We start from the raw sequence: 22,995 nt of genomic DNA, 5'->3' as shown, positions 1-22,995 counted from the left end.
GTCTAATGCACGATCAATGCCTGTTTATAAACCAGCGAGCCTACCACGCAGATGAAAGCAGCGTTATGACGTTTAAGAATGGGCCATGCGCCAGGCACATAACCCTCAAGGGCAGGCATAGCGATGCCTGGCGGTCCTGAGCAGGTCGCGCAGTTTATCGGCCTGCAAGGACAGCGTCATTTGCCGCTCATCGATCACGATTTCGGCGACGATCAACGCAAGGATCAACGGCGCGGTCACCATCCAGTGCGCGTAGAACTCGGTGATCAACGAGAAGAACACCCCCAGAGTCCACAGCCCCAGGACCCATTTTGGTGCGCGCTGCTGCAAGGGCACCCACAGCCGCTGCCACTTTTTCAACCGGGCGGTGTGCAGTCTCAGTGAGTCTTCAAGCTTGGACAGATACGTGTTCGACATAAGGGTAGGCCACTGCGTACAGGACGAAGGTTGTTAAACGGTTCGGGCTCTGCCGGGCAACGGTCTGCCCAGCCAGCTCAGGTTGATCTCATTGACGGCGACCCAGTCGCCGTTGGCAGGCTGGGCGGTACAGCGTTTGAATGCGATACACACGCCATGGTTATCCAGTAAAGCGAAGTCCCGGTAGTCGGGGGTGGAGCTGAACAGCCAGGCAAAGACGCGCATCGTGGTATCCGATTGATCAAACGGGCCAGCTGAATTCGAACAGAGTGCCGCCGTTTTCCATGCGTCGGCAGCTCACCGCACCGCCATGGGCGAGGGCAATCGCGCGCACCACCGCCAGGCCCAGGCCGCTGCCGCCCTGGGCCCTGGAGCGCGAGTTTTCGCCGCGCTGGAACGCTTCGAACAGGTGCACGGCAAATTCGGCGTCGATGCCGGGGCCGTCATCGCGCACCCGCAGATAATGGATCGCGTCGCGCGTGCTCAAGTGGATGTTGACGTTACCTGGCGTGGCGTGGCGGCGGATATTGTCCAGCAGGGCAAGCAAGGCCTGGCGGATCCGCCCGGGATCGCAGCGCATCAAACGGCGTTGCAGGTCCAGGTGCAGCACGAACCCGGCGGCCGTGAGGCTTGGTTCGAACAGCCGCACATCGTCCTCGATCCCGGCAGCGAGGTCGGCGTTCTGCAGGTGCAGTTCCAGGTAGCCGCTGTCGGCCAGCCCGACCACCCGCAGGTCTTCGATCAGCCGCGTCAGGCCTTCGACCTGGCCCAGCAGGCTGTAGAACTGTGCGTTGTCCGGTTCGAAAACGCCTTCGGCCAGGCCTTGCAGGCGTCCGCGCAGAATTGTCAGGGGCGTGCGCAGTTCGTGGGCAATCGCCGCGTTCCAGAACGCCTGCTCCTGGGCCATGCGTTTAAGGCGCTGAGCCATGCTGTTGAAGTCATCCACCAGAATCGCCGCCTCGCCGATGGGGTGTTCACCCGCCACGGCTTGGGCTTCCAGGTCACCGTCGGCCAGTTTGCGCAGGCTCTCGGCGACCGAGTTCAAGGGCATCAGAATCCGGCGCGATAACTTCAACGTCACCACCGCGCCCACGGCCAGGCTGACCAGCGTGATCAGCCCCATCCAGGCCCACTCGATATTGGACGGCATCCACGTGTCCACGTCTTCTTCGGACAGCGGCCAATAGGCCCACAACAGCGAATAGAACACGTAGGAGCCGACCACGGCGAGGGCGATGACGCACAGCACCACGGCCGACATCGACACAATGATCTGGCGGCTCAAGCCGTTGAGAATCTTCACGCCACACTCCCAAATCGATAGCCCACGCCCCGGATACTTTCGGGCACGCCTTGCAGGCCAAGGTCTTCGATCTTGCGGCGCAGCTTGCTGATATGGCTGTCCACCGTGCGTTCCAGGCTGTCGCTTTCCGGCGAGCACAGCGCCAGCAGCTCGGCGCGGCTGAACACGCGCTTGGGCGCCTTGGCCAGTTGTGCGAGCAATTTGAATTCGGTGGCGGTGAGCAGCAGCGTTAACGCCTCGCCCGCCCTGCGCACCGTGACGTCGTGGCTTTCGATATCGATCTCGAACGCATCCACGCGCAGCACGCTGCTGGCCGACACGTATTGATAGTCGGTGGTGCGGCGCAGCACGGCCTGGGTGCGCGCCACCACTTCGGCCGGGTTGAACGGTTTGACGATGTAGTCGTCGGCGCCGATGCGCAGGCCCATCAGCTTGTCCAGGTCCTGGTCCTGTGCGGTCAGCATGATCACCGGCGTGTTGCCGCGATGACGTACTTCGGCCAGCACCTTCCAGCCGTCCACGTGGGGCATGAGCACATCGAGCAGCAGCAGGTCCGGCTTGAGCGTCTGATGCAGCTCCAGCGCGCGCCGGCCGTCCAGCGCATGGGCGGTGCGAAACCCGGCGCGCTTGAGATAGGCGATGAGGATGTCGGCGATTTCGGGTTCGTCTTCGGCGATCAGTACCAGCGCCTGGGTTTCCCGGGCGGTGTTGGGCAGGTCGTTCATGGTGGACTCGGTGTGGTTGCCGTGGGGGCGGGGGGATTGTGCGTAATTACCATGCGCTTTTGTGGGAGGGTTTGTGGAGAAATGATGGAGAGGGGGATATTGCCAAAAATGTTACGGATTTGGGGGCTTTTGAGGGGGAGATATCCGTTGCTGCGGTGATGGCTGCTATGGGTTCCGCCCTTACGGCGGCCCACGGATTCAAGCCAGCCTGGTTGGACGGGGCGCCCACGATCAAAAGCAGTGTGATATCCATCAGACCAATGGAGATCAACATGTGGGAGGGAGCAAGCCCCCTCCCACATGTTGTACAGCGCTCGGCAGACCATCCCGGTTGGCTCTCAGGCTGCCGCGCTCTTACCGCATATGCAAAATGATCGGGCTACTGCTGGCCGGGTCGGTATGGCCGCGCAGTTTGTTGACGTCCCTGGCGTCCACTGCGCCGCCAGTGTTGCCCCACGTGCTGCGCATATAGGTCAGCACCTGGGCGATTTCCTGGTCGGAAAGTTGCTCGCGGAACGCCGGCATGCGGTAGGCATCGGGTACGCCTGCGGCGACGATGCGTTGGGAGCCGTTGAGGGTGATGTTGATGGCCGAGGCGGCTTCCTTGGCCAGCGCCGAGGTGGCGCCGGCCAGGGGGGGCATCCAGTCGGGCTGGCCCTTGCCGTCCAGGCCGTGGCAGGAGGCGCAACGTGTCGCGTACAGATGGGCGCCGGGGCGTGTGTCAGTAGCGGCCGCCTGGTACTGCCAGGGCGCACCGTCGCGCTGTGGGTCGCCGGGCAGTGATTTGAGGTAGCGGGCGATGGCGGCCAGGTCGTCGTCGGCCATGAATTGCGTGGAATTGTTGAAGGCCTCGGTCATCGAGCCGTACACCACTGCGTGCGGGTTGCGCCCGGTCTTGAGGAATTGCACGATCTGCGGCTCGCTCCAGCGGCCCAGGCCGGTGTTTTGGTCCTGGCGCAGGCTCGGCGCGTACCAGCCGTCAAGCAGCGCGCCGGCGAGGAATGGCGTGCCGGTCTCATCCAGGGCTTTTTCGTTGAAGGCCAAGCCGCGCGGCGTGTGGCAACTGCCGCAATGGCCCGGGCCCTGGACGATATAGGCGCCACGGTTCCACAGTGCATCCTGCCCCGGTTTGGCGGCGTAGGTGGCCGTGGGGGCGAACACGCCGTTCCACAGGGCGATAGGCCAGCGCATGTTCAGCGGCCAGGGGATGGCGCTGGGAATATTGGGCTCGCTGGCCGGTTGCACGCCTTTCATGAAGAACGCATACAGCGCGCGCACGTCATCGTCGCTGAGCTTCACATAAGACGGGTAGGGCATGGCCGGGTAGAGTCGGCGGCCGCCCGGCGCCACGCCCTGGCGTACCGCGCGGTCGAAGTCGGCCAGGCTGTAGGCACCGATGCCGACGCCTGGATCCGGAGTGATATTGGTGGCGTGGATCGTGCCCAGCGGCGTGGCCATCTCCAGGCCACCGGCAAAGGGCGCCTTGCCGGCAAGGCTGTGGCAGGCCACGCAGTCGCCGAGGCGCGCGACATACTCGCCACGGCTGACCAGGGCAGGGTCGAAGGTTGTGGCCTGTTCCTGCTCGAACGGCGAGGCAGGTTCGCGGGTGACATACCAGGCCAGCAGGCCAGCGGCGATCAGGCAGGGCAGGGCGAGCCAGCCTGCGGTTCGGGCGAATCGTCGGGTGTTCATGGGCGCTCCCTGTCCTTAACTGAAGGTGTATCGGCTCAATGGCAAGCTGCGGATGCGCTGGCCGGTCAACTGCGCCACCGCGTTAGCCACGGCCGGCGCCACTGCGGGCAGCGGTGGTTCGCCGATACCGCCCATTTTTTCGCCACTCTCGATGATTTTCACGTGCACCTGCGCCATGCGTGAGGGCGGCAGGATCGGGTACAGGTCGTAGTTGCGCGCCCGTGGCTTGCCGTCCACGTACACCGCTTCCTCCAGCAGGGTTTGCGACAGGCCCAACGCCACGGCGCCGGCCACCTGTGCCTGCACGATCGCCGGGTTGACGATACTGCCCGGGTCAATCGCTTCCCAGATGTGATGCACCTTGACCTGGCCGTGCTCGATCGACACTTCGGCGACCACCGCCGCATGGGAACCGAACGGCGACGCCATCGCCACGCCACGGGCGCGGCGGCTGCCGTCTTCGGCGGTGTAAGGGCCCCGTCTCCAGCCACCGGACAACTCGGCCGCGGCCTTGAGCAAGGTGGTCAGTCGCGGATTGTCGCGCAGCAGGTGCAGGCGCAACTCATAGGGGTCGTGACCGCCCTTGTCCGCCAGTTCATCGAGGAACGCTTCGTAGAAAAAGTCGTTGAGCGAATTGCCCACCGAGCGCCAGTAACCGAGCATGGCCGGGCCTTTGACGTAGATCTGCGCGATGCGCTTGTTGGGGATCGCGTAGCTTTTGCCCGTCAACCCTTCAAGGGCCGTGGGGTCAATCTTGTCGCCCTGTTTGCCGGCGAGGGCTTCGGTCGGGCCTTCGGTGGCGCTGACCGCCTCGATGGCGACCGGCAGGCCTTTGTCATCCAGCGCAGCGCGGAACTTGACCACCGCCAGCGGGCGCAATACGTCACGCAGGAACTCTTCCTCGCGGCTCCAGATCAGTTTGATCGGGCGGCCCACGGCTTTGGCCAGTGCGATGGCCTGCGGGTAGGGATTGGCCGACTCATAGAGGAAATGCCGACCGAAAAACCCGCCCAGCAGCGGCGAGTGCAGGGTGATGCGCGCAGGATCAAGGCCGGTGCGCTTGGCGATGTCGGCGCGGAACATGTCCGGTGCCTGGTTGGGCAGCCACACCTCGAGTGAACCATCGGGGTTGAAGCGCGCCAGGGCTGAGGGTGGCTCCAGCTGGGCATGGTTGAGGTATTGGTTGTGGTAGGTGGCCTCGACCCGGGTTTTGGCGTTTTTCAGCGCGCCGGCCACGTCGCCTTCGTGCTCGTCATCACGGGCCGGACCCTGCTGGGCGGCGAGGAATTCGCGGTGCTTGTCGGTGGAAAAGTCGGCAGGCATTGCGCGCAGCTTCGAATCGGCGGCCGCTTCCAGCCAATCCACCTGGATTGCTTCGACGGCGCGTTTGGCGTGCCACCAGCGTTCGGCCACCACCGCCACGGCGCCGGGCAGGGTGTGCACCGAATGCACGCCTTTCATCGCCTCGACCTGCGCCTGGTTGCGCAGGCTGCCGACGGTCATGCCCAGGCGGGGCGCGTGCTGCACGGCGGCATGGAGCATGTCGTCGACTTTCAGGTCGATGGTATACAGCGCCTTGCCGGTGGATTTGTCGTAGGCGTCCAGGCGTTTCACCGGTTTGCCGATCCAGCGGAACTGGCTCGGGTCGCGCAGCGTGATGCTGGCCGGGTCGGGCACCGGCAGGTCCAGGGCGCGCCCGGCCAATTCGCCGTAGCCCAGCGAACGGCCGGACGCTGCGTGCACCACGCGGCCGGGTTGGGTGGTGAGTTCGGCGAGCGGTACGCCGAGCTGTTCGGCGCCGGCCTGCAGCAGCATGGCGCGCGCGAGGGCGCCCAGGCGGCGCATGGTCGGGTAGCTCATGCGCACCGACATGCTGCCGCCGGTGATGCGTATGCCGTTTTCCATCACTACGTAGGCTTCGCCCGGTGGAGCGGCCTCGACCACGAAGGTGGCGGGGTCGGCGTCCAGCTCTTCGCCGACGATCTGCGCCATGGCGGTGTGGGTGCCCTGGCCGCCTTCCATGAAGGGGCTGAGCAGGCGCACGCTGCCGTCGGGGCGAATCTCCAGAAACGCCGGCACCTGGGTGCCGCGCTCTGCGGCGTTGGCCGTGGCCGCCTGCACCCGGGCCGAGCCCAGCGGCAGGCCGAAGCCGATCACCAGCGCGCCCACGGCGGTGCTGGCCAGAAAGCGTCGGCGCGACAGGTTGACCGGATCACCCAGGGGCAATTCAGGCAAAGACAGAGGCGTATTCATCAGGCGCGCTCCTGCTTGGCCAGGTCATCCATGGCGGTGTGGATCGCATTGTAGGTGCCGCAGCGGCACAGGTTGACCATGGCCGCGTCGATCTGCGCCGTGGTGGGCGCGGGGGTGTGCTTGAGCAGCGCTGTGGCCGCCATCACCTGGCCGGACTGGCAGTAACCGCATTGCGCCACCTGATGCTCGACCCAGGCGGCGACCACGCGCTTGCCCACGTCATCGGCTTCGATGGCCTCGATGGTGGTGATCTCGCGACCCGCCACGGCGGCCACCGGGGTGACGCAGGCGCGCACCACGTTGCCGTCCACCAGCACCGAGCAGGCGCCGCACTGGGCCAGGCCGCAGCCGTACTTGGTGCCGGTCATGCCCAGGTCGTCGCGGATCACCCACAACAGGGGCGTGTCGGCGTCGACCTCGACTTGATAGGCTTTTTGGTTGATGCGTAATTCCATGGCGGGTTCACCTGCTGATCATCGGGCGGTGTAGCTGAGTTCTTATAAGTGGTGCGACGCAGGTCGCCCATGGTTGCACTCTAGACCACGGGGCCTGGGCTATCATCCAATCGGCGGCAAGTCCGTAGGATCAGGCAAGTATTCAGCAGGAATGCGCTAGTGCAGGCCTGTAGTCCGTTGCTGATCTGCCATGCAGGGCTGCACTTTTTTTCATTCTTCTGCTCTATTCCTGTCACGAGTGTGCGCATTCAGCGTGCAGGCAGCAGGACTCGAGCGGATGCGGATGAGCCACCTTTTAACCTGTTTAACCAGACGATGGCCGCTGTTGCTCGCGGCGATGTTGGCACTGAGTGCCACGGCGTGCAGCCAGCAGCAGGGCCGCGATATGGCCCGGCAATTCAGCGAAGGCAAACCTGATGAGTTCTTCCAGACCAGCGTGGACCGCATGGCTACCCTGGGCATGCGCGATAACCTGCAGAGCCTGTATCTGTTGATGAACAAGCTCTACCTGCGCAACCCGAGCCAGTGGCGTCAGTCGGGCTACCCGGATGCCGTGACCGCGGCGCGGACAATCCGCCAGGCCATCGAAAACCGTCAACCGTTGCCGGCACTTGGCGAGCGTCGTGACCTGGCCGCCTTGAGTTACTCGCTGAGCCCGGAGTTTCGTGGCGACCGCGTCGGCGCATTCATCTACGCCATTGGCAGCATGCTGGTCACCGCCCACGGCGGGCGCACCCGGTTTTACGTGACCGACTCGATCAACCCGCAATTTGTCAGCAACGCCGCGCGCAACATCGAAAAGGCCACCTGGCTGCTCGGCCAACGCCAGGACGCCAATGGCGTGTTGCTGCTGTTTTCCAACGAGATCTCGGAGGAGGGCAGCAACCTCAGTTTTGCCGTTGAGTTCGGCAAGATCGTCGCGCGCCTGGACCTGCTTACCCAGATCCTCGACGAGCGCTACCGTCGCATCGGTCTCAATTATGCGCAAAGCCTGTTATTGATGAATTTTCTGCCGGTGCAGTGATACCCAGGGCCGGGGAGTGCGGCGTTTCGCTTTCCCATGTAGGAACTGGCCTATCTTGCAACAGGCCGCTTGAAACGCCTCTCTACCGGCAATAGCCTCGGATTTTTCCTAAATATCGAGGCCTACCTTGGGTAAGCGAAAAACGGTTTGGCTCACGGATCGCGACATCCGTTTGCGCTTCATCCTGTTTGCGGTGATCGACACCGCGAGTGTCCAGGGCGTCGCGGCGGAGCTGCTGCTGCCGGCGCAGAAACTGCTGCAGGACTCGCCGACCGAAGCGCAGTTGCGCAGCACCCTGGACGCGATTCTGGCCACAGATGAAATGCAGGGTTTCAGGTTCCCTGCGGGGTCGGAGGCCGATGACTTCATGCAAGCGCTGGAGGCCGTTGCGGCAAAGTAAGGATTCGTTTTTAAGGCGTGACCCGTCGAAGCCGCCAGGCTTCTTATGCTTCCGAATGCCAAGGACCTGCCCCATGCTGTTGCGCCAATCCCCGCTCCTGTTTGCCGCCCTGACCCTTAGCCCGACGGTGCATGCCGAAACGCTGCAACTGGCACCGGTCGAAGTGACCTCGGCGCCCGCCAGTGCCGGTGAAATAGCTCAGGCGCAGCTCAAGAGCGTGCCTGGCGCCACCCACTACATCGACCTGGACAGCGTGCTGCAGGGACGCGTCAGCACCAATGAGGATGTGTTCAAGTACCAGGCCGGGGTGTATGCCAAGGCCGCGAATAATGAAGGGGTGAAGCTGTCCATCCGTGGCTCGGGCCTGAACCGCAGCCCTGGCTCCCATGCGTCCGGCCTGTTCGAAATGCTTGACGGTTTGCCGCTCACCGGGCCCGGCGGCACGCCCTATGAACTCAAGGACCCACTGTGGCACAGCCGCGTGGAAGTGCTGCGCGGCGCCAACGGCTTTGATCGCGGTGCGCTGGCGCTGGGGGGGGCGGTCAACTATGTCACACGTACCGGCTATGACGCGCCCATTTTGAAACTGCGCTATGAGGTGGGCAGTCGCGGTTATGCCCAGCGTGAAATCAGTTCCGGTCAGGTGCTGGGCGACGCCGACTATTACATCAGCCTCACCGACGCCGCGTCCGACGGCTATCAGCAGCAGAGCGCGGGGAGCGGCAAGGGTATTGCCGCCAACTTCGGTTATCGCTTCAACCCGGACCTGGAAACCCGCTTCTATTTTCGTTACCGCGAAACCGCCAACGACACCCCCGGCAAGCTTACGCGTTACCAGATCAGCCATGATCCGCGTGCCGCCAACAGCCTCAACGCCGCCCGCGATTCCAAGCGCCTGCAAACCGGATCCACCTGGATTGCCAACAAGACCACCCTGCAATTGGATGACCGCTCAAAGGTCGAGGTCGGTCTGGCCTATCACGATTACCCCATGGACCTGCGCGAAGGCACCAACCGCCTGAAAGTCGCTTACACCGATATCAGCGGCACCCTGAACTACATCCGTCAGGACAGCCTGTTCGGCCATGACAGCAAAACCACACTGGGCCTGCGCACCACCCAGGCGATGCCCAACAATGGCGCGTCGGAATATGTACGTATACCGGCCGGGAATACCGCCATCTACGCGCCAGGCACCAAGACCCGTGATTATTCCTACCTCGGGTCCGACACCGTGCTGCATATCGGCAATGACCTCGAACTGCTGCCGGACCTGTGGCTGACTACCGGCCTGGCGGCCATTTATACGCGCCGCGAAACCCAGGTCACCTACCCGCAGGGTCAGGCGCCGCTCAGTCAGCATGACTGGGATTACGCGCCGCGCATTGGCCTGCGTTATGACTTCAATCCGCAATTGCAGGTGTACGGCAACCTCAGTCGCTCGGTTGAGCCGCCGCACGCGTGGTCGATGATCTGGGGCTCCAACAAATACTTCACCAGCGGCCCGGCCAATGGGCTGGCGCGCGAAGGCGTGAGCCTGAAAAACCAGACCGCCACTACTCTGGAAATCGGCGGACGGGGTGAAGCCTGGCTTGGCGCCTGGGACCTGGCGCTGTACCGCTCCGAAGTGCGCCACGAACTGCTGGCCGTGGAAACCCAGGCCCAGACCGCCACCAGCAACGCCGTGATTGCCGAGGCCAACGCCAGCCCCACCGTGCACCAGGGCGTGGAACTTGGCCTGCTCAGCCCGCTGTGGGACGGTGGCCGCGCGGGTAGGCTCGATCTGCGCCAGGCCTACACCTTCAGCGACTTCCACTACCGTGACGATGACCGCTTTGGTAGCAACACGCTGCCGGGCATCCCCAGGCATTATTACCAGGCGCAAGTGCGCTACAGCCACCCCAGCGGCTTTTACACCAGCCTTAACACCGAGCACTCTTCGCGGGTAGCGGTGGACTATGCCAATTCCTATTACGCTGCGGCGTACACGCTACTGGGCGCAACGTTTGGCTACGATGCGCCGAAGCAGGACTGGCAGGCGTGGGTCGACCTGCGCAATCTCACCAACCGGCGCTATGCCAATACGGTCACGCCCGGATATGACGACAAGGGGCTGGACGTCGCGCGTTCGACCCCCGCGGATGGGCGGGGGATCTATACCGGGGTGTCCTGGCGTTGGCGTTGAATCCAAAATCCGCAACGGGTTAATGGGTGGCAGGCAATTTCACGGTGAAGGTTGTGCCAGCCGCTGCCGATGAACTCACTGTCACATCACCGCCATGCACCTTGGCCAGTTCGCGCACGATATACAGGCCAAGGCCCACGCTGCGTACCTGGCTGGCTTGATCGGTGCCGCGCGTCATGGGTTCGAACAGATTGGCGAGCAGCGCCTCGGGAATTGCAGTGCCATAATTGTGTACGGCAACTTCGCAGAGGGCGTTGCCGATTCGCGAAGTGATGCGGATTTCGCGCTGCAGGTCGCCATAAGCCACGCTGTTGGCCACCAGGTTGCCAACGATCTGTTGCACGCGGTCGGCATCCAGGCTCGCGCTGCCATAGCCCTCGATATGATGCATCAGTGTCGCCTTGGGGAATGCGACGCGCAGTTCCTCGACGGCGTGGTGAATGACGGTGTGAAAGTCCAGTGGCGCGGCGCGGATGCTGATGCCATGGCCAACCCGGGCCTGGGTGAAGTCGAGCAAATCGGCGATCATGCGCTGGGCACGCTCGGAGGACTGGTCGATATGCCCGAGCAGTTGGCGCTCCTTGGGCGTACGCTCACCTCGGCTGAGAAAATCCGACGCCATGCGAATGGCCGTGAGCGGGTTTTTCAGGTCGTGGCTGACAATGGCCACCATCTGTTCGGCGAACATCGCGCGTCGCTGGGAGATGGCATAGGCTTGCTTCAGTTCCTCCTGCGCCTGATGCAAAGCGACCTCAGTGGCGGTTTTTTCCTGCAGCAGGGCTTCGGCCAGCTTGCGCGCGTTCAACAGCTCGCGTTCGTACTTGTCGCGGTCAGTGGTACCGAACAACGCCAGGTCGTACACCACGGCGTTGTCGAGTTGGCGTCGATTGCCATTGAGCAGCACCGTCACTTTCTGCCCGTCGCGGTGCACGGTGTCGAGCTTCACTTCGGTGACGCTGCCATGCATGCGCAGCATCGGCGCCAGGTGCGTTTGATGGAAAATTCGCCCGCCCATCGTCAGCAGGTCCTGGAAGCGCCGGCCACAGAGCTCCTGGGCACTGAACCCCAACCAGTCGGTGAAGCGTGCATTGACCTGCAGGATCGTGCCGTCTTCGGTAGTCACGGCCAGCGCACAGGCGGCGCTGTCGAACAGATCAGTTGGCATGGGCGACTGCCCACGGCGCCAGGAAGCTGTGCATCGCCGCCGCGCACGCTGCTGGCGCGCTCATGTGCGGGCAATGGCCTATGTTGTCGATCAGGTAATAAGTGCTGTTGGGCACGACGCGATGCAGGTATTCACCCACCACGACCGGGGCAATCAGGTCGTCGCTCGATTGCAGGATCAGCACCGGGGCGGCGAGGCCGATCACATCCTCACGGTTGTCCGACATGAAGGTCACGCGTGCGAATTGCCTGGCAATGTCCGGTTCGGTGCGGCAGAAACTCTCGGTCAGCGCTTCGCTAAGTTCCGGTTGCCCAGGCGCGCCCATGATCACCGGGGCCATGGCGCTGGACCAGCCGAGGTAATTGCTGTCGAGGGTGTCGAGCAGATCGTCGATGTCGCTGCGTTTGAAACCGCCGACATAACCCGCGTCGTCGATATAGCGGGGCGATGGGCCAATCATTACATGGGCGGCGATGCGCCCGGGCAGCAGGCGGTCGGCGAGGGCGCCGATCATCGCGCTGACAGAATGGCCCACCAGAATCACCGGGCCCTGCGCATAGGCGGCGATGATTTCGTTCAGGTCGCGGGCGTAACCGTCGAGCGTGTCGTACTTGGTCTTGTCGAAGGCAATAAGGTCCGACAGACCGGCACCCACCAGGTCATACATCACGACGCGGAAGCGCTCGGTAAAATGCGGCGCCAAATAGTTCCACATTGCCTGGTTGCAGCCGAAGCCATGGGAGAACACCAGGGTCGCCATACCGCCGCCCATTACATGCACATTGTTGCGGTGGCGTAGGTCCATGGAGGTCTCAAAATTATGGCGTATTGCTATGTGGGGCGCAGTTTAGATAGTCAATGCCCTTGGGTCACGCGTTATAGCGTCGATAGGTTACAGTCAGTGCCTTTCAGGAAGAAACTTCAGGTAACAAATCATGATGCAGTGGATACGGCGGTCTGTCCTGAGTCTGCTGACGCTGATGTGCGTCAGCCTGTTTACCCCCGCCCAGGCTGATGTTTCGCCGCTTGGCGTGGCTCTCGACCGGCGGGTGATCGACCTCACCAACACCCTCGACGCCGACGTCACCGCCCGTCTGAAAAGCCGGCTAGCCGACCTGGAACAGCGCAAAGGTGCCCAAATTGCCGTGTTGCTGGTGCCCGGTACCGGCGGGGCCAGCATCGAGGATTACACCAATCAGTTGTTCCGCGCCTGGCAATTGGGGCGCAAGGACGTCAACGACGGCATCCTGCTGGTGGTGGCCAAGGATGACCGCAGGGTGCGCATCGAAGTCGGGTACGGGCTGGAAGGCACGGTTACCGATTTGCTTGCGCACCGGATTATCGAAGAACACATCACCCCGGCGTTTCGCCAGGGCGATTTTGCCGGTGGCGTCAGCCAGGGTGTGAACGATCTCGTTGTGCTGGTTGAGGGTGGCGACTTGCCGCCAGTGGCCGTCCCAGGCGCCAGTCCCCAGGCCATGGCGGTACTGCTGGCATTGATCGCCGGCGGTATCGGCGGTGTGTTGATGGCCGCCGGTCGTTTGCACTGGCGCCGAGCCTTGATTGCCACAGCCGGAGTCACTCTGCTGCTGGCGGTGTACATCGGTGGGCGTGAGTGGCCGGTATACCTGCTGGTATTACCGCTGACGATACTGATCGGCGGCGCCACGTTTGGCGCATTGTGGCTGGCGCGCGCAGTGTTTTACTGCGTGATGGCTGCACTGGCGTATAGCGTCGGCGTGCTGGCAGCGAATCGGTTTGTCGAACTCAGCCTTGTCCACTGGCTGCTGTGGCCATTGGCTGTGGCAGTGGTGCTGGGTCTGTATGTAGGGTTGTTCTTCCTGATCAAGGCATCATGGAAAAGCAGCCCGCGTTTCTTCCTCGCGCGCGTACTGGCGGTCGTCGCGATTTATACGGCGGCGGGCCTGCTGCTGGGGCACGGTGCTCAAGGCTGGTGGGTGGCGATACCGGTGGCGACGATTGCGGCGTTTATCCTGTTCGTGCAGAGCGTTTCCAGTTCAGGCTCGGGGTCAAGCAGCCGTTCCAGTTCAAACTCCGGCAGCTCGCGCTCCAGCAGCAGTTCGTCCGGTGGCGGCGGATCCAGTGGCGGCGGCGGTGCGTCGGGCAGTTGGTGACGCGCGGGCTCAGGACAATACGATGTAATCATTGCGTTGCACGATGGGCGCGTGTGCGCCCGGCACCAGATGCACATAACGACCGTCCACCAGGTCGATGGGCAGGCAGTCATCCACATCCATCACGGCATCGGTATGCGCCTGGGACCAACCGCGCAGCATCTGGCGTTTGCCCAGCGTCTTTGCCTCCTGCTTGTTGCGCGCGACGACCAGCAGGTAGTGATGGGCCTCGCCGAAACTCTGGGCGTCATACCCGCCAAGGTTGATGAAATACAGGCGCGGCGCTCCAGCCTGCGGTGCCAATGGGCTAAGCTCGACTTTCCAGCCATCGACGCCGTCCACCGCCATCCAGGCGTCGATGTGTACGCCCTTGGCGCTGCCGAACCAGTTTTCCCGCAATTGTGGGTAAGTGGCTTGCAGGGTATCCGCCACCGCGAATACCACATCATGGACTTCGATCCTCGCCCGCGGGTGCTTGCCCCCGAGCATCACGACAAACAGCATTACAGGTTCTTCCTGGTGACTTGGCAGGGGGCAACCATACTTCGATTGAACCCTTTTGTCCGGTCAATGCCCCACTGTTTACTTGCGAACTCATCAGGAGGTTGTCATGCGTACCATCGATCTGGCCGGCGTACCGGTCCCTGTCATCGGCCAGGGCACCTGGCGCATGGGTGAAGACCCCGACCAGCGCCGCGCTGAAGTGGCGGCATTGCAACTGGGTATCGACGAAGGGATGACCCTTATCGATACCGCCGAAATGTACGGCGAAGGGGGCGCCGAGTCCGTGGTCGGCGAAGCCATACGCGGCAAGCGCGAGCAGGTGTTCCTCGTGAGCAAGGTCTACCCGCACAATGCCAGCCGAACGGGCATCCCTCGTGCCTGTGAAGCCAGTTTGCAACGCTTGGGCACCGACTATATCGACCTGTACCTGTTGCACTGGCGCGGCCAGTATTCCCTTGAAGAAACGGTCGAGGCATTCGAGCGTTTGCGCGAAGCCGGCAAGATCGGCCGTTGGGGTGTTTCCAATTTTGACGTGGCCGACTTGCAGGAACTCGCCTCACCGGCCTGCGCCACCAATCAGGTGCTCTACAACATCGAGGAGCGGGGTATCGAGTTCGACCTGCTGCCGTGGTGGCAGCAACATCATCTGCCGCTGATGGCTTACTGCCCCATTGCCCAGGGCGGCAAGTTGCTGTCCAGCGAGACGCTCAAACAGATCGCCCAGCGTCACGAGGCAACGCCTGCCCAGGTCTCCCTGGCGTGGGTATTGCGTCAGGACGGCGTAATCGCCATCCCCAAGGCCGTTACGCCGGAACATGTGCGACTCAATGCCCGTGCTGCGAACCTGGTGCTGGATGAACATGACCTGGACGCGATTGATCGAGTATTTGGCGCGCCCACGCGCAAACATCCGCTGGCGATGGTCTAGCCCTCAGTAACAACCCATCCCGGTAGAAACGGCGCCCGTCCCTGGGCGTCGTTTGCACATCACGCTACGTCAGCTGGACACCGGGCTGCGCCAGTCGTCTGAGCCCGAGGTGCCCGACACTTCGTGGGTCCAGACAATCTTGCGATAGGTGAAATACACGTCTTCCAGATGCGTAAAGTGCGCGTTGTCCGGGTCCTGGCAGTTGGGCATGCGCGACTGGATATCGACGATGGTCGCTCCCTCGAGTTCGATGGTGAAGTAATGCTCCTGGGTACCGGCCGATGAAGTGCGCAGCCACTCCAGCCGGCATTTCACCTCTTCGCCGCTGGTGAGTGCGCTGAAGAGCAGGGGCGATGACTTGTCGAACACCTTGCTGATCATCAACGGCTTGTGCACCCGCTGTCCGGTTGGCTGACCGGATTGGGGGTCGCGCGGGATGATGACCTGGTGCGCAAACGCCTGGACGAGAATCTGGTCCTCGTGCCCCTCCTGGTAAATATTGCCTACCGAGTCCTGAGTAAAAGTGCCTGCCGTAATCAAACCTTGCTTGATGCCAGTGATGGAGAGATACGCGGGTGTTGGCATGACGGGTTTCCTTGTCTGATTGATAGGGGAGTCCATCTCGTATTGAAACCGGATGGCCCTGTCTCCTTAACAAAAAGCGTGCCGGAAAGTGCAAGTCCCAATGAAGTATGGGGCGGAGTTGGTAGGTGAGCGTATTTTGATAAGTTGCCATGAATAAGTTTGTAAGTTTATTAAGGTTATTTGCGCATGAGTGCGCAATTAGTTGCCGTTTTATCGGCTGGGTGGCAGTGCGGTGGATATGCGATATTTGCGGTTTTCTTCGAAAAATATTGCGCAATTTTCTGCGCAGGCTTTGTTTTTCGGGCGTTGTAGGATAAGTCTCAAGTTTAAATTTTTCGCTTGAAGAATCTCCTTGTCGTGGCTAGTGTTTGCAGATCTTAGGGGGCATCTCGTCGCTGCCTCAATAGCGTTTTAATAGTTTATTGCTTGTTCAGTTTATGAGGTAAGTCGTGGTGCGTGGGTCAAAATGGATCATTTGAAGACGCTTTGTGATTATTATCTTGAACTGGCACGACGACCGTGTTCGGAAACAAGTTTCATCGGCTGTGAAGTGCGCTTTTCCAGCGAATATGAGGCCTTGGAAACAGAGCTGGCGAAGCTGCAATCGATACATGGGGAAAACCAGCCGGATTGGCAGAAAATCGTTGAAACCAGCGAGTGCGTGTTGCGCGAGCATTCCAAGGATCTGCGTGTCGCGGTGTGGCTGGTCTGGGCGCTGTACCAGCGTGAGTCGTTTGCCGGTCTGTTGGCCGGACTCGGCCTTCTGCTGCATCTTTGCGAGCAGCATTGGGCGGTTGTCTACCCGATCAGGCAGCGCACCCGCGATGCGGCTTTTGGCTGGCTTGTATTGCGCCTTGACCCCGTGTTCGCCCAAAGCCTGTCGGTTGCGGGCCAGCAGCCGGTGTTTCATCTGCTCCACGAACACCTTTCGCGTCTTGATGAGTGCTGGAGCCAGCGTATGGGGCACGATGCTCCATTGCTGCTGCCGATTCGCAGGCAGCTGTCGGAGCGCCTTGAACAGGGCGCGCAAGGCAATCCAGCTCCAGCAGCGTTGCCGCAGGTTATGACCCAGGTCAAACAGGTGGCGGCTCAATTGCTCAAGCCCGAGCCCGCAATCGAAAACGAAAGGGAGGCGAACAGACAGTTGCGCGCCTTGCAGGACCAGGCTCGTCCCCTGTGCAAATGGTGGTTGCGTCAGGGCGCCGCCGACCTGCGCGCCTTGCGCCTGAGTCGAACACTGGCCTGGCTCTCACTGACCCGTTATCCGGACGCAGACAACCAGAGAATCACCACTTTGCGTGGCCCCGCAGTCGACAAGCTCAAGCGGTGCCAGGAGCGTCTTGCCCAGGGCCATTACGCCGACCTGATACTCGAGTTTGACGCAAGCCTGAGCAGCGCAATGTTCTGGTTTGACGGATTGCGCATGCAGTGGGAGTGCCTTGACGCACTGCAGGCCAACCTGGCGAAGACCGAGCTGGAGGTGAGTTTTGCGCTGCTGCTGCAACGCCTGCCGGACCTGCCTGAGTATCGCTTTTACGACGGCATGCCGTTTGCGGATGCCAGCACCCGGGACTGGATTGCGCTTCACGTGGCCCGTCATCTGCAAACAAACCGCCCCCTGGCGCAGGCGAAAAACATCGACGCCGCACCGTGGGAGACGGCATTGCAGGAGGGGCTGCCCAGGCTGCGCAAGGACGGGCTCAAGGCTGTCGTCGGCGAGTTCACGCAGAGCCTGCACGCCGCGCGAAGCGAGCGCGACCGTTTCCATTGGCGCCTGGCTCAGGCCCGTCTGTGTGTGCTGGCAGGCAAGCACGAGCTGGCGAAGATCCAGCTCGAACAGCTGGATGATCACCTGCAGCAGGCAGGGCTGGAGCGCTGGGAGCCTGAGCTGGCGCTGCAAGTGGCACAGCTCCTGTTTCGCTGCTGTGAACGGCTGCCGCAAGACCAGGCCGTGCGTGAGCGCAAGGAGCAAACCCATCGCAGGTTGTGCCACTTCGATCTTGAAGCGGTACTTGAATAGGCGGCAGAGCCGCACGCAAAAAAGGAGAAAAAACCATGCCCAAAGAGGGTTCGGTCGCACCGAAGGAACGCATCAATATCACCTTCAAACCCGCAGTTGGTGGCGCGCAGGAAGAAGTCGAACTGCCGTTGAAACTGCTGGTGCTGGGAGATTTCACCCAACGTGAGGACCTGCGCAAGCTCGAAGACCGCAAGCCTGTCGGGATCGACAGAAACAACCTGGATGAGGTGCTGGCCAAGCAGGCACTGCGCCTGACGCTCAGCGTACCCAATCGTCTTCAGGACGACGCCGAGGTGGAGGAGCTGGGTATTCAGGTGCACATCAATTCAATGCAGGACTTCAATCCCGCGAGCCTGGTCGAGCAGATTCCCGAGCTGAAAAAGCTGATGGCCCTGCGTGAAGCGCTGATGGCATTGAAGGGCCCGCTGGGTAACACGCCGAGCTTTCGCAAGGCTATCGAGCAGGCCCTGGCCAACGACGAGTCGCGCACGCGTGTACTCGCCGAATTGGGGCTGGACCGGCCTTCCGCATGATTTTTCAGTAAAAGGATACTGATCCCATGAATACTCAAGCCACTTCACTGGCCGCACTCAAGGCGGACGAGTCGAGCATCCTCGACAACATCATTGCGCAAACCCTGCTGACGGCGGACGACGAGGCTTACGGCATCGCCAAGCGCGGCGTTTCGGCGTTTATCGAAGAGTTGGTCAAGCCGCACAACAGCGCAGAACCGGTCAAGAAACGCCTGGTGGACCGGATGATCGCCGAGATCGACAGCAAGCTCAGCCAGCAAATGGACGAAATCCTCCATCACCCGCAGTTCCAGGCACTGGAAGCTGCGTGGCGAGGTTTGCAGTTGCTGATCGAACGCACCAATTTCCGTGAAAACATCAAGATAGAGTTGCTGAATGTGTCCCGCGGGGACTTGCTCGATGACTTCGAAGACTCGCCGGAGGTCAGCCAGTCCGGGCTCTACAAGCATATCTACAGTGCCGAGTACGGCCAGTTCGGTGGTCAGCCCGTGGGGGCCATCATCGCCAATTATTTCCTTTCACCCAGTGCGCCCGACGTAAAGCTCATGCAGTACGTCTCCAATGTCGCCTGCGTGGCTCACGCGCCTTTTATCGCAGCGGCCGGGCCGGCCTTTTTTGGGCTGGAAAGCTTTACCGGTCTGCCTGACCTGAAGGATCTGAAGGATCATTTCGAAGGCCCGCAATTTGCCAAATGGCAGAGCTTTCGCCAGAGCGAAGACGCGCGCTACATTGGCCTGACCGTACCGCGTTTTTTGCTGCGTACGCCTTACGATCCTCTTGAGTGTCCGGTCAAGACCTTTGCCTATCAGGAAAACGTGGTCAACAGCCACGAACACTACTTGTGGGGGAATACGGCTTACGCATTCGCCACGCGCTTGACCGACAGCTTCGCCAGGTTTCGCTGGTGCCCCAATATCATCGGTCCGCAAAGCGGCGGGGCGGTGGAAGACCTGCCTTTGCATCACTTTCACAGCATGGGTGAAATCGAAACGAAGATCCCCACCGAGGTGCTGGTCTCCGATCGACGCGAATATGAACTGGCCCAAGAGGGCTTCATCGCGTTGACCATGCGCAAGGGCAGTGACAATGCCGCCTTTTTCTCCGCAAGCTCGGTGCAGAAGCCCAAGTATTTCGGTACCAGTGTCGAGGGTCGGGAAGCGGAGTTGAATTACCGGCTGGGTACCCAGTTGCCGTACATGATGGTGGTCAACCGACTTGCGCATTACCTGAAAGTGCTGCAGCGCGAGCAACTGGGGTCGTGGAAGGAGCGTACCGACCTTGAGCTTGAACTCAATAAATGGATTCGTCAGTACGTCGCCGACCAGGAAAACCCGAGTGCCGAAGTGCGTGGTCGTCGTCCCCTGCGTGCGGCACGCATCGTCGTCAGCGATGTTGACGGTGAGCCAGGCTGGTATCGCGTCAGCCTGAGTGTGCGACCTCACTTCAAGTACATGGGGGCGGACTTCACCCTGTCCCTGGTCGGCAAGCTCGACAAAGAATGAGCAGGCACTCAGGGATGACCTCTCACCACAGCCTTTTCGAACGCCTTGAAGGCCACGCAACCGCCCAATCGGGCGGCATGGCCTCGGTGGCTGCCCACTTGGGAAAAATGCTCAGCACACGCGCCGGCAGTGTGCAGACCGCGCGCGATTACGGGCTGCCGGATCTCAATGACATGCGCCAGAGCCTGCACGAGTCCTTGAGCCAGTCGCGCCTCTCGATCGAGCGCTTTATCCAGGCCTACGAACCACGCCTGACGAATGTGCGGGTCAGGGCACTGCCGCGTGATCGCGATCCCCTGGTCCTGGCATTTGCCATAGCGGCCATGCTGACGATTGAGGGTGAGACGCGAGCCGTGGCTTTCAGCGCGCGCCTGGGCGGCGGCGGGCAGGTGGAGGTCGCGCCGGATGGCCTTTAATCGCTATTACCAGAGTGAACTCAGCGCCTTGCGTCAGCTTGGGCGACGTTTCTCGGAGCGTAATCCGGCGTTGGCACCCTTCCTGTCCACAGGCGGGCAGGACCCTGATGTCGAGCGTTTACTGGAAGGCTTCGCGTTTCTCACTGGGCGCTTGCGTCAAAAGCTCGATGACGAGTTGCCGGAGCTGACCCACTCGCTGATGCAATTGCTGTGGCCCAACTACATGCGGCCGCTGCCCTCGTTCAGCATCCTGCAGTTCGACCCGCTCAAACGCGCGGGGCCGGCCATCCGCGTAGAGCGCGATACCGCAGTGGAAAGTGTGGCGATCAATGGCGAGCGCTGCCGTTTTCGCACCTGCTACCTCACCCAGGTGATGCCGCTGCAACTCAGTCGTGTGGACTACGTATTCCAGGGTGAGCGCGCCTTGCTGGATCTGCACCTGGGAATGAGTGCGCCGGGCAATTTCGCCGAGTTGGCGTTTGAACCGCTGCGCTTGCACCTGGCAGGCGATCGTTATGTCAGCCAGGGACTCTATTTGAGCCTGCTGCGTCATCTTGAAGGCATTGAGCTGTTGCTGCTGGACGAGAATGGGCGTCCCGTTGACGGTCCTGATGGACAGCCGATGACGCTGCGGCTGGCTGCCAGCCAGGTAAAGCCGGTCGGGTTCAACGAAGACCAGGCATTGATCCCTTATCCGCCGAACACCTTCAGTGGCTATCGCCACCTGCAGGAATATTTTGCTTTTCCCGACAAGTACCTGTTTGTCGATGTCGCTGGCCTCGACGCCCTGCACGGGGTTCCCCACGCGCAGCTCAAACAGGTGCGCAGCATGGTGATGCGCTTCGAACTGCGTATCCAGGGGAATGAACCGCAGTGCCCCGGGCTGGATAACGTAAAGCTGTATTGCACGCCCATCGTCAACCTGTTCAGCCATGATGCGGTGCCGATCCGCCTGGATGGCAAGCAGGACGAATACCTGCTGGTGCCTGGCGAATACACCCGAGGCCACGCAGGCGTCTTTTCCGTGGACCGCGTGACGGGTTGGCGCCCAGGCGGGCTGGGCCACCGAGTGTTTGTGCCATTCGAGTCCTTCGAGCATGACGTCGATGCGGGTGCATCAACTGCGGCGCCCAGCTTCAGCATTCGTCAGCGCCCATCCGTACCGCATCCGGGGCTCGACACCTGGATGGCATTCGGTAGCAGCCACGGGAGTGAGCAGGAAACACTTTCGATCGAGATGACGTGCACCAATCAGAATCTTCCACAGCAGTTGGCCGTGGGTGAGATCAACCAGCCTGGGGAGCATACCCCGGAATTCCTGACGTTCTGCAATATCACGGTGCCTACCGCGAGTTTCGCGCCGCCCCTGGACCAGGACTTTCTATGGCGACTGATCAGCAATCTGTCGCTCAACTATCTGTCGCTGACCGATATCAACGCCTTGAAAGTGATTCTCGAAACCTACGATCTGCCGCGTTATCACGGCCGGCAAGCGCAGCAGGTCAGCCTGAAGAGGCTCGGCGCATTGCAGGCCATCAGCCACAAAGCGGTGGACCGACTGCACCACGGCCTGCCGCTTCGCGGTTTGCGGGTGGACCTGACGATCGACCCTCAGGGCTTTCTCGGTCAAGGCGATATTTTTGTCTTCGCCTCGGTACTCAACGAATTTTTTGCGTTGTACGCCAACCTCAATTCGTACCACGAACTGCGCGTTATCAGCACACAAGGAGATGTGTACCTATGGCCATCCCGGTTGGGCCTGCAGCCCCTGCTTTAACTGAACTGTCGCGGTGCGTTCGCGAATATTCGCTGTTCCAGGCGGTGCTCCTGGTGATTGAGCGCCTGCATGAGGCCCAACCATTGCTGGACGAGGACGCGTTGTATGACCAGCTGGAATTCCAGGCCAATCCCAGTCTTGGCTTTCCGGGGCATGACATAGACCAGGTGGAGTTTTTTGTGGAGCAGGGTCAGTTACGCGCGCGGCTACGCCTCAATGTATTGGGGCTGTTTGGCGCAGGTTCACCGCTGCCGGCGTTCTATGGCGAGCAGGCGTGTGCAGAACCCATGGGGGCCAACGCCACGCGAGACTTCCTGAACGTTTTTCACCATCGCCTGCAGCGGCTGATGTTGCCGATCTGGCGCAAGTACCGCTATCGGGCGCGCTTCCGAAACGGGGCCAGCGATGGGTTTTCGGCACAGATGTTCGCCCTGATCGGCTTGGGCAGTCGGGAGGTTCGTTCAGCGGCACGTCTGGACTGCAGGCGCCTGCTGCCTTACCTGGGCGTGTTAGGGCTGCGGGCGCATTCGGCGTCGATGATCGAGACGGTGTTGCGCCATTACTTCAAGCACAGCCGAGTGTCCATCGAACAGTGGGTAGAGCGCAGTGTTCGCATCGACCCGCAGCAGCGTAACCAACTGGGCGTTACCCACCATGCGCTCGGCCACGACCTGGTGCTGGGGCAGCAAATAGCGGATCGCTGCGGCAAATTCAAGGTGCACTTGCCGGGGCTGAGCTGGCAGCGCTTTCACGAATTTTTGCCCACCGGGGAGGCGTTCCGGCCCCTGTGTTCATTGGTGCGGTTAACCGCACGCGCGCCCTTGGAGTACGACCTGCGACTGGTGCTGGCCGAGGGCGAAATGCGTGCGCTGCACATCGGCGAGCGCAATGTCTGTCGCCTTGGCTGGACCAGTTGGCTGGCCCACGAACGTGCCGATGGAGCGGTGACGCTCGCCGGCCATTCTGATTAGGGATC

Annotated in this window: 22 protein-coding genes; 11 read left to right on the top strand and 11 right to left on the bottom strand. The window is 61.7% G+C overall.

The window, feature by feature from the left end; translation table 11 throughout:
- Window positions 1-105 precede the first annotated feature (105 nt).
- From TU79_RS19195 to TU79_RS19165, 7 genes are all read right to left on the bottom strand, one after another.
- Entirely contained in the window at window positions 106-417 is a 312-nt protein-coding gene (locus tag TU79_RS19195; RefSeq protein WP_057009475.1) for a hypothetical protein, read from the bottom strand.
- A 33-nt stretch (window positions 418-450) separates the two neighbouring features.
- Window positions 451-642: a hypothetical protein gene (locus TU79_RS19190; protein ID WP_057009474.1), complete on the bottom strand. Its 192-nt coding sequence runs from the start codon at window positions 640-642 to the stop codon at window positions 451-453.
- Between the two features lie 16 nt (window positions 643-658).
- Window positions 659-1,720 (bottom strand): ATP-binding protein, encoded by a 1,062-nt coding sequence (locus TU79_RS19185; protein ID WP_057009473.1) that lies wholly within the window; start codon window positions 1,718-1,720, stop codon window positions 659-661.
- Window positions 1,717-2,445, bottom strand: a complete 729-nt coding sequence (locus TU79_RS19180; RefSeq protein ID WP_057009472.1) for a response regulator — start codon at window positions 2,443-2,445, stop codon at window positions 1,717-1,719. The genes TU79_RS19185 and TU79_RS19180 overlap by 4 nt, the downstream gene beginning before the upstream one ends.
- A 354-nt stretch (window positions 2,446-2,799) precedes the next feature.
- Entirely contained in the window at window positions 2,800-4,137 is a 1,338-nt protein-coding gene (locus tag TU79_RS19175; RefSeq protein ID WP_057009471.1) for a c-type cytochrome, read from the bottom strand.
- A gap of 15 nt (window positions 4,138-4,152) precedes the next feature.
- On the bottom strand, window positions 4,153-6,390 hold the full coding sequence (locus TU79_RS19170; protein WP_057009470.1) for a xanthine dehydrogenase family protein molybdopterin-binding subunit: 2,238 nt from the start codon (window positions 6,388-6,390) through the stop codon (window positions 4,153-4,155).
- Window positions 6,390-6,845, bottom strand: coding sequence for a (2Fe-2S)-binding protein (locus TU79_RS19165; protein WP_057009469.1), 456 nt, complete (start codon window positions 6,843-6,845; stop codon window positions 6,390-6,392). Before TU79_RS19165 ends, TU79_RS19170 begins: the two co-directional genes overlap by 1 nt.
- A 277-nt stretch (window positions 6,846-7,122) precedes the next feature.
- Here TU79_RS19165 and TU79_RS19160 point away from each other — a divergent pair, with 277 nt between their 5' ends.
- From TU79_RS19160 to TU79_RS19150, 3 genes are all read left to right on the top strand, one after another.
- Window positions 7,123-7,869, top strand: a complete 747-nt coding sequence (locus TU79_RS19160) for a hypothetical protein (protein ID WP_414896172.1) — start codon at window positions 7,123-7,125, stop codon at window positions 7,867-7,869.
- Window positions 7,870-7,996: 127 nt separating this feature from the next.
- Window positions 7,997-8,269, top strand: a complete 273-nt coding sequence (locus tag TU79_RS19155) for a hypothetical protein (protein ID WP_057009468.1) — start codon at window positions 7,997-7,999, stop codon at window positions 8,267-8,269.
- Between the two features lie 73 nt (window positions 8,270-8,342).
- Window positions 8,343-10,454, top strand: coding sequence for a TonB-dependent receptor family protein (locus tag TU79_RS19150; RefSeq protein ID WP_057009467.1), 2,112 nt, complete (start codon window positions 8,343-8,345; stop codon window positions 10,452-10,454).
- Window positions 10,455-10,473: 19 nt separating this feature from the next.
- On the opposite strand, the gene TU79_RS19145 is transcribed toward TU79_RS19150, so the two are convergent.
- Window positions 10,474-11,619 carry a PAS domain-containing sensor histidine kinase gene (locus TU79_RS19145; RefSeq protein WP_057009466.1) on the bottom strand — a complete coding sequence of 382 codons (1,146 nt, stop codon included), beginning with the start codon at window positions 11,617-11,619 and terminating at the stop codon, window positions 10,474-10,476.
- Complete coding sequence (locus TU79_RS19140) at window positions 11,609-12,424, bottom strand: alpha/beta fold hydrolase (protein ID WP_057009465.1); 816 nt, start codon at window positions 12,422-12,424, stop codon at window positions 11,609-11,611. Before TU79_RS19140 ends, TU79_RS19145 begins: the two co-directional genes overlap by 11 nt.
- Before the next feature lie 130 nt (window positions 12,425-12,554).
- On the opposite strand from TU79_RS19140, the gene TU79_RS19135 reads away from it, so the two are divergent.
- Complete coding sequence (locus TU79_RS19135) at window positions 12,555-13,754, top strand: TPM domain-containing protein (protein ID WP_057009464.1); 1,200 nt, start codon at window positions 12,555-12,557, stop codon at window positions 13,752-13,754.
- Window positions 13,755-13,763: 9 nt separating this feature from the next.
- Here TU79_RS19135 and TU79_RS19130 read toward each other — a convergent pair whose 3' ends face one another.
- Complete coding sequence (locus tag TU79_RS19130) at window positions 13,764-14,258, bottom strand: DUF1543 domain-containing protein (protein ID WP_057009463.1); 495 nt, start codon at window positions 14,256-14,258, stop codon at window positions 13,764-13,766.
- 106 nt (window positions 14,259-14,364) lie between these two features.
- Here TU79_RS19130 and TU79_RS19125 point away from each other — a divergent pair, with 106 nt between their 5' ends.
- Window positions 14,365-15,186, top strand: a complete 822-nt coding sequence (locus tag TU79_RS19125; protein WP_057009462.1) for an aldo/keto reductase — start codon at window positions 14,365-14,367, stop codon at window positions 15,184-15,186.
- Window positions 15,187-15,255: 69 nt separating this feature from the next.
- Here the strand turns inward: TU79_RS19125 and TU79_RS19120 are convergent, their stop codons facing one another.
- Window positions 15,256-15,771 (bottom strand): Hcp family type VI secretion system effector, encoded by a 516-nt coding sequence (locus tag TU79_RS19120; protein WP_057009461.1) that lies wholly within the window; start codon window positions 15,769-15,771, stop codon window positions 15,256-15,258.
- A 466-nt stretch (window positions 15,772-16,237) separates the two neighbouring features.
- Here TU79_RS19120 and tssA point away from each other — a divergent pair, with 466 nt between their 5' ends.
- The 6 genes from tssA to tssG are packed head-to-tail and all read left to right on the top strand — an operon-like array spanning window position 16,238 to window position 22,990.
- On the top strand, window positions 16,238-17,791 hold the full coding sequence (tssA, locus tag TU79_RS19115) for a type VI secretion system protein TssA (RefSeq protein WP_082638583.1): 1,554 nt from the start codon (window positions 16,238-16,240) through the stop codon (window positions 17,789-17,791).
- A gap of 35 nt (window positions 17,792-17,826) precedes the next feature.
- Entirely contained in the window at window positions 17,827-18,324 is a 498-nt protein-coding gene (gene tssB, locus TU79_RS19110; RefSeq protein ID WP_057009459.1) for a type VI secretion system contractile sheath small subunit, read from the top strand.
- Window positions 18,325-18,350: 26 nt separating this feature from the next.
- Complete coding sequence (tssC, locus tag TU79_RS19105; RefSeq protein WP_057009458.1) at window positions 18,351-19,826, top strand: type VI secretion system contractile sheath large subunit; 1,476 nt, start codon at window positions 18,351-18,353, stop codon at window positions 19,824-19,826.
- A gap of 14 nt (window positions 19,827-19,840) precedes the next feature.
- Window positions 19,841-20,242, top strand: a complete 402-nt coding sequence (gene tssE, locus TU79_RS19100) for a type VI secretion system baseplate subunit TssE (protein ID WP_057009457.1) — start codon at window positions 19,841-19,843, stop codon at window positions 20,240-20,242.
- Window positions 20,232-22,019, top strand: coding sequence for a type VI secretion system baseplate subunit TssF (gene tssF, locus TU79_RS19095; protein ID WP_057009456.1), 1,788 nt, complete (start codon window positions 20,232-20,234; stop codon window positions 22,017-22,019). Before tssE ends, tssF begins: the two co-directional genes overlap by 11 nt.
- Window positions 21,983-22,990, top strand: coding sequence for a type VI secretion system baseplate subunit TssG (gene tssG / locus TU79_RS19090; RefSeq protein WP_057009455.1), 1,008 nt, complete (start codon window positions 21,983-21,985; stop codon window positions 22,988-22,990). The genes tssF and tssG overlap by 37 nt, the downstream gene beginning before the upstream one ends.
- Window positions 22,991-22,995: the final 5 nt, after the last annotated feature.

Origin of the sequence: Pseudomonas trivialis (assembly GCF_001439805.1) — a bacterium.
GTDB lineage: Bacteria > Pseudomonadota > Gammaproteobacteria > Pseudomonadales > Pseudomonadaceae > Aquipseudomonas > Aquipseudomonas trivialis.
The sequence above is the reverse complement of the archived record's forward strand: the minus strand, read 5'-3'. Positions and strand labels throughout refer to the sequence as shown.